Source organism: Stenotrophomonas sp. 2YAF22 (genome assembly GCF_052114665.1).
Lineage (GTDB): Bacteria > Pseudomonadota > Gammaproteobacteria > Xanthomonadales > Xanthomonadaceae > Stenotrophomonas > Stenotrophomonas indicatrix.
In genome coordinates this window covers 1-4,222 of sequence record NZ_JBFRFE010000382.1, presented here as the reverse complement: position 1 = coordinate 4,222, position 4,222 = coordinate 1, and the positions used below count along the sequence as shown (strand labels likewise).

Genomic DNA, 4,222 nt, shown 5'->3' with positions numbered 1-4,222 from the left:
CCTGCCGCTGCGTGCACTGCAGTGCAACGTCCAGCTCGAACGTCTGGCCGGACGCCTGCAATCGCCGCTGCACCTTTAGGTCAAGCCACATCGCGCAGCTCCCGACGGCGCCCGCCCACCAGCCGCGCGGCCAGCAGCAGGATCACGATGCACACGACCGACGTCAGGATCACCAGCGCATTGGCCCTGCCATCCTGCCCCGCCTGCACCGCTTCATAGATGGCGATCGACAAAGTCTGCGTGCGGCCCGGAATGCTGCCGGCCACCATCAGCGTGGCGCCGAACTCACCCATCGCCCGTGCGAACGCCAGCARCAGGCCCGCCAGAATCCCGCGCCATGCCAGCGGCAGGGTGATGCGGAAGAACACCGCCGCTTCGGACACGCCCAGCGTGCGCGCGGCCTGCTCCAACTGACCGTCCACTTCCTCGAATGCAGCGCGTGCTGGCTTGAACACCAGCGGAAACGACGCCACCGCAGCAGCGATCACCGCCGCCTGCCAGGTAAACACCAGATTGATGCCGAACCACGACTGCAACCAGGCGCCGATCGGGCCATTGCGCCCGATCAGCACCAGCAGGTAATAGCCCAGCACCGTCGGCGGCAGCACCATCGGCAGGGTCAGTATCGAATCCAGCAGTTCCCGACCGGGAAAGCGCCGTCGCGCCAACAGCGCGCCAAGCGCCACGCCGGCAACAAGATTGATCGCCGTGGCCCAGCCGGCCACCTTCAACGACAATCCCAGTGCGCTCCAGTCCAGGTCCATCCGTCAGGGCTTGCCGAACCCGTGCTTGTGCAGGATCGTCTGGCCCTGCGCCGAGCGCACGAACGCCGCGAAGCGCCTGGCTTCCACCGGCTGCGTGCTGGCCTGCACCACCGCCAGCGGATAGGTGATGCGTCCGGCAACCGGAACCTCGAACGCGCGCCGCACGCGATCAGGCATTGCCTGCGCGTCGGTGGCGTAGACAAAGCCCGCATCCACCTCGCCCCGCGCAACGTAATCCAGCGACTGCCGCACGTTCTGCGTACTGATCACCTTGCCCTGCACGGCCGGCCACAGCTTGGCGGCCTGCAACGCCCCCTGCGCGTAGCGGCCCACCGGTACGCTGTCCGGGTTGCCCAGTGCGATGCGCTGCACGCCGGCACCCGCCAGATCGGCCAGTGCGCGCGGCGGCGCCTTCGCCCGCGGTGGCACGACCACCCACAACGCGTTCACCGCGAAGACCTCGCGCGTACCCGCCACCAGCAGCTTCTGCTGCGCGGCCTGATCCATCGTTGCCTCATCGGCCGAAGCGAACACATCCACCGGTGCGCCGCGCGCGATCTGCTGCAGCAGTACGCCGGAAGCGGCAAAGTTGAAGTCGACCCTGCTGCCCGGGTTCGCCTTCTCATAGGCTGCGCCCAGCTCGCGGAAGCTCTCGGTAAGGCTGGATGCCGCCGACACGGTGAGGTTGCCAGCCCACGCAGGCAACGTGGCCAGAAGACCCAGAAATACCAGTACCCATCGCTTCATCGTCGGCTCCCTGGCAAGGTTCAATCGGGTTCGTTTTCATCGGCCACGGCCAGTGCCGCCAGCCGGTCAGGTTGCAGCAGCAGGATTTCGCGCTGCTTCACCGCAATCACGCCATCATCGCTCAACCGCCGCAGCACGCGACTGGCCGTCTCCGGCGCCATCCGCAGATAATTGGCGATCTCGGTGCGGGCCATGGTCAGGTTGAAGCGGGTCGCGGAAAAACCACGCCGCGCGTAACGCGCCGACATATCCAGCAGGAACGCTGCCATCCGCTCCTCGGTGCGGTGATTGGCCGCCAGCGTGGCGACCTTGCCGATCTCCGCGCTGAGCAGGCTGAACAGCTTGGCCTGCAGCCCTGGCATGCGGGTGGCCAGCAGGCTCAGCTTGGGGAACGAAATGCGGCACAGGTGCACCGTATCCAGTGCCACCGCATTGCAGGGGAAGCGCGAACCGTGAATCGCATTGAGCCCGATCACCTCGCCCGGCAGAGCAAAGCCCAGCACCTGCTCGTTGCCCTGGCTGTCGTCGACGAAGGTCTTGACCATGCCTGCGCGCACAGCGGCGATGGAATCGAAGGCCTCACCCGCACGGAAGATGTAATCACCCGCATGGAACGGCCCCACGTGGTCGACCAGCACATGCAGTTCGCCCAGCGCCGTCTTGTCATAGCCCTGCGACATGCATGCATCGGAGAAGGCACAGGTGCTGCAGAAATGCAGCGCGTCGCCAYCATCGGCGGCGGCAGGATTCGGCGTGGTCCGGCCGGGCCGGGCCTGTGAGGGCGGAGTTGAAGACATCGGGACAGCACTCAAGCGATGGCGGCCGCCGGCCGGAAACATGCGGCCATCATACGCCACAGCAACCGCCCTTCCTCGGCCAGGCGAAGCACGCGGCCGTCCCAGCGCGCCCAGCCCCGCGCGAGCAGCGGTGCGAGTGCAGGCAGGGTCTCGGCAAAGCATTCATCGAACGGAACATCATTGCGCCATTCGAAGGCAGCAGCATCCAGCGCATGATCGCAGGCGATGCTCTGCGCGACCTCCGCAGCCAGCCGCTCCTCCTCCGACAGGATCAGGCCAGCGGCCACGCCCACATGCCCTGCCCGCAGGCGAGCCTGCCAGCGCTCCAGGTCATCCTCCGTCCGGCAGAACACCTCGCCAATCTGGCTGCACGCCGCCAGGCCGATGCCGATGAAATCGCTGCGATCGCGGCGGGGCACGCCTGCCAGATCGCAATGACGCTGGCCGTCACCCGGGCCGTTCGGGTCCGGCAGGTCCCCGCGTTGGTAATGGTCGCCGCCGATACCCACATAGCCTGCCTCGCGCAGCAATCGCCATGCCTGCAGCCAGCGTTCCGATGAGGGATGCTCTGGCAGCGCACACGGCGCCGGCAACAGCACGCGTTCGGGCGCATCTGCCAGCACGGTCTGCAGGCGCCCGATGAATCCGGCATCCTCCGCAGCGGGCACACGCAGCTGGTAGTAGCGGGCAGTGAAGCCGGCATCGCGCGCCTGCGCCAGCACTGCCGGGCCAGGCGCATCGGCGCGGTCGATCACGTTCAGTCGCGTGCAACCCACTGCACGTAATTGTGCAGGCGACAAGCCGCTGCCGGCATCCAGCCGTGCCTCCACCTGCGGCCGGGCCACGGTGCGCAGGTACTGCGGCACTGCATCCAGCAGCTGCCCCAGCAGAACCGGCGGCAGTGCCTCGGCCAGACCCAGCTGCAGCACCATCGCCACTACCTCGCGGTCCTCGGCCAAGGCATCTGCCTGCAGGCGCAACCCGGCCAGCAATGTGTCGAGATAGCGTTCGGCCGGCACATCGGGCCCCATGCGCCCGGTCTGGAAGCCCAGCGTCAGGCCACGTGGAATCAGGTGCTCGTTGCTGGCCTGCACGGCAGTACGCCAGCCGCTTTCACCGAAGCCGGCACTGAAATGGCCGGCCGGTGGAAACAGCACATGGCGCGGCTGCCGCAGCAATGCGGCCTGCAGCGCTGTGTCCTCGCTCGCATCAACGTGGAAGCTCATGGCTGTCATCCTCGCGCGTTCCTCTTCGCGTAGCCCTGATTGAAATCAAGCGTGACGTATTGCGCTGAGGTGCCGGCCAGCGGCCGGCACTGCCATTCACGTGCCGCGTGCCCGTTCCGCGGCAGCCGCATCGATGGCCTCCGGCAGATCGGTCTCCCGAGCGATCTGCGGGAAGTGTCGACGCTCCATCCGGCGGATCGCGAAGTGCATCCACGCCAGGGCAGCGGACACCACCACGAACAGCAGCATGAAACAGCTGCTCCAGATACCCAGCGCATCGTTCAATGCACCGAACACGATCGGCAGGATGAAACCGCCGAGGCCGCCGATCATGCCCACCACGCCGCCCACCGCACCTACGTGCCGGGGGTAATACACCGGGATGTGCTTGTAGACCGCAGCCTTGCCCAGCGACATGAAGAACCCCAGCACGAACACCAGCACGGTGAACATCACCACGCCGATGGCCAGGTGGAAGTGGATCGGACCATGGATGCCCTTCACCACGTACTCGGTATCGGGATAGGCCAGCAGAAAGGTGCAGATGGCCGAGACGCTGAACGTCCAGTACATCACCCGGCGTGCGCCCATCCGGTCCGACATCCAGCCACCCACCACGCGGAACAGGCTGGCCGGAATCGAATAGCAGGCTGCCAGCATGCCGGCGGTGCCGACGTCCATGCCGTAC

Annotated in this window: 5 protein-coding genes and 1 pseudogene; all 6 read right to left on the bottom strand. The window is 66.8% G+C overall.

All coding sequences use genetic code 11. The features are described from left to right. A pseudogene (locus tag AB4Y84_RS14915) lies at positions 1-91 on the bottom strand (ABC transporter ATP-binding protein); the annotation flags it as partial. Next, positions 81-764 carry a molybdate ABC transporter permease subunit gene (gene modB / locus AB4Y84_RS14910; protein WP_442244850.1) on the bottom strand — a complete coding sequence of 228 codons (684 nt, stop codon included), beginning with the start codon at positions 762-764 and terminating at the stop codon, positions 81-83. The gene modB and the pseudogene AB4Y84_RS14915, both read right to left, overlap by 11 nt. A gap of 3 nt (positions 765-767) precedes the next feature. Next, the gene (gene modA, locus AB4Y84_RS14905) at positions 768-1,511 is read right to left on the bottom strand and encodes a molybdate ABC transporter substrate-binding protein (RefSeq protein WP_442244851.1); all 744 of its coding nucleotides are present in this window, start codon (positions 1,509-1,511) and stop codon (positions 768-770) included. 20 nt (positions 1,512-1,531) lie between these two features. After that, positions 1,532-2,308 (bottom strand): helix-turn-helix domain-containing protein, encoded by a 777-nt coding sequence (locus tag AB4Y84_RS14900; protein WP_442250357.1) that lies wholly within the window; start codon positions 2,306-2,308, stop codon positions 1,532-1,534. Positions 2,309-2,319: 11 nt separating this feature from the next. Next, positions 2,320-3,534, bottom strand: coding sequence for a coproporphyrinogen III oxidase (locus AB4Y84_RS14895; protein ID WP_100436422.1), 1,215 nt, complete (start codon positions 3,532-3,534; stop codon positions 2,320-2,322). A gap of 96 nt (positions 3,535-3,630) precedes the next feature. Next, a partial coding sequence (locus AB4Y84_RS14890; protein WP_442250356.1) for an MFS transporter occupies positions 3,631-4,222 on the bottom strand: 592 nt, incomplete at its 5' end.

Coding starts and splice junctions, on each gene's coding strand:
- modA (WP_442244851.1), bottom strand. CDS start 1,511: ATGAAGCGATGGGTACTGGTATTTCTGGGTCTTCTGGCCACGTTGCCT.
- AB4Y84_RS14895 (WP_100436422.1), bottom strand. CDS start 3,534: ATGAGCTTCCACGTTGATGCGAGCGAGGACACAGCGCTGCAGGCCGCA.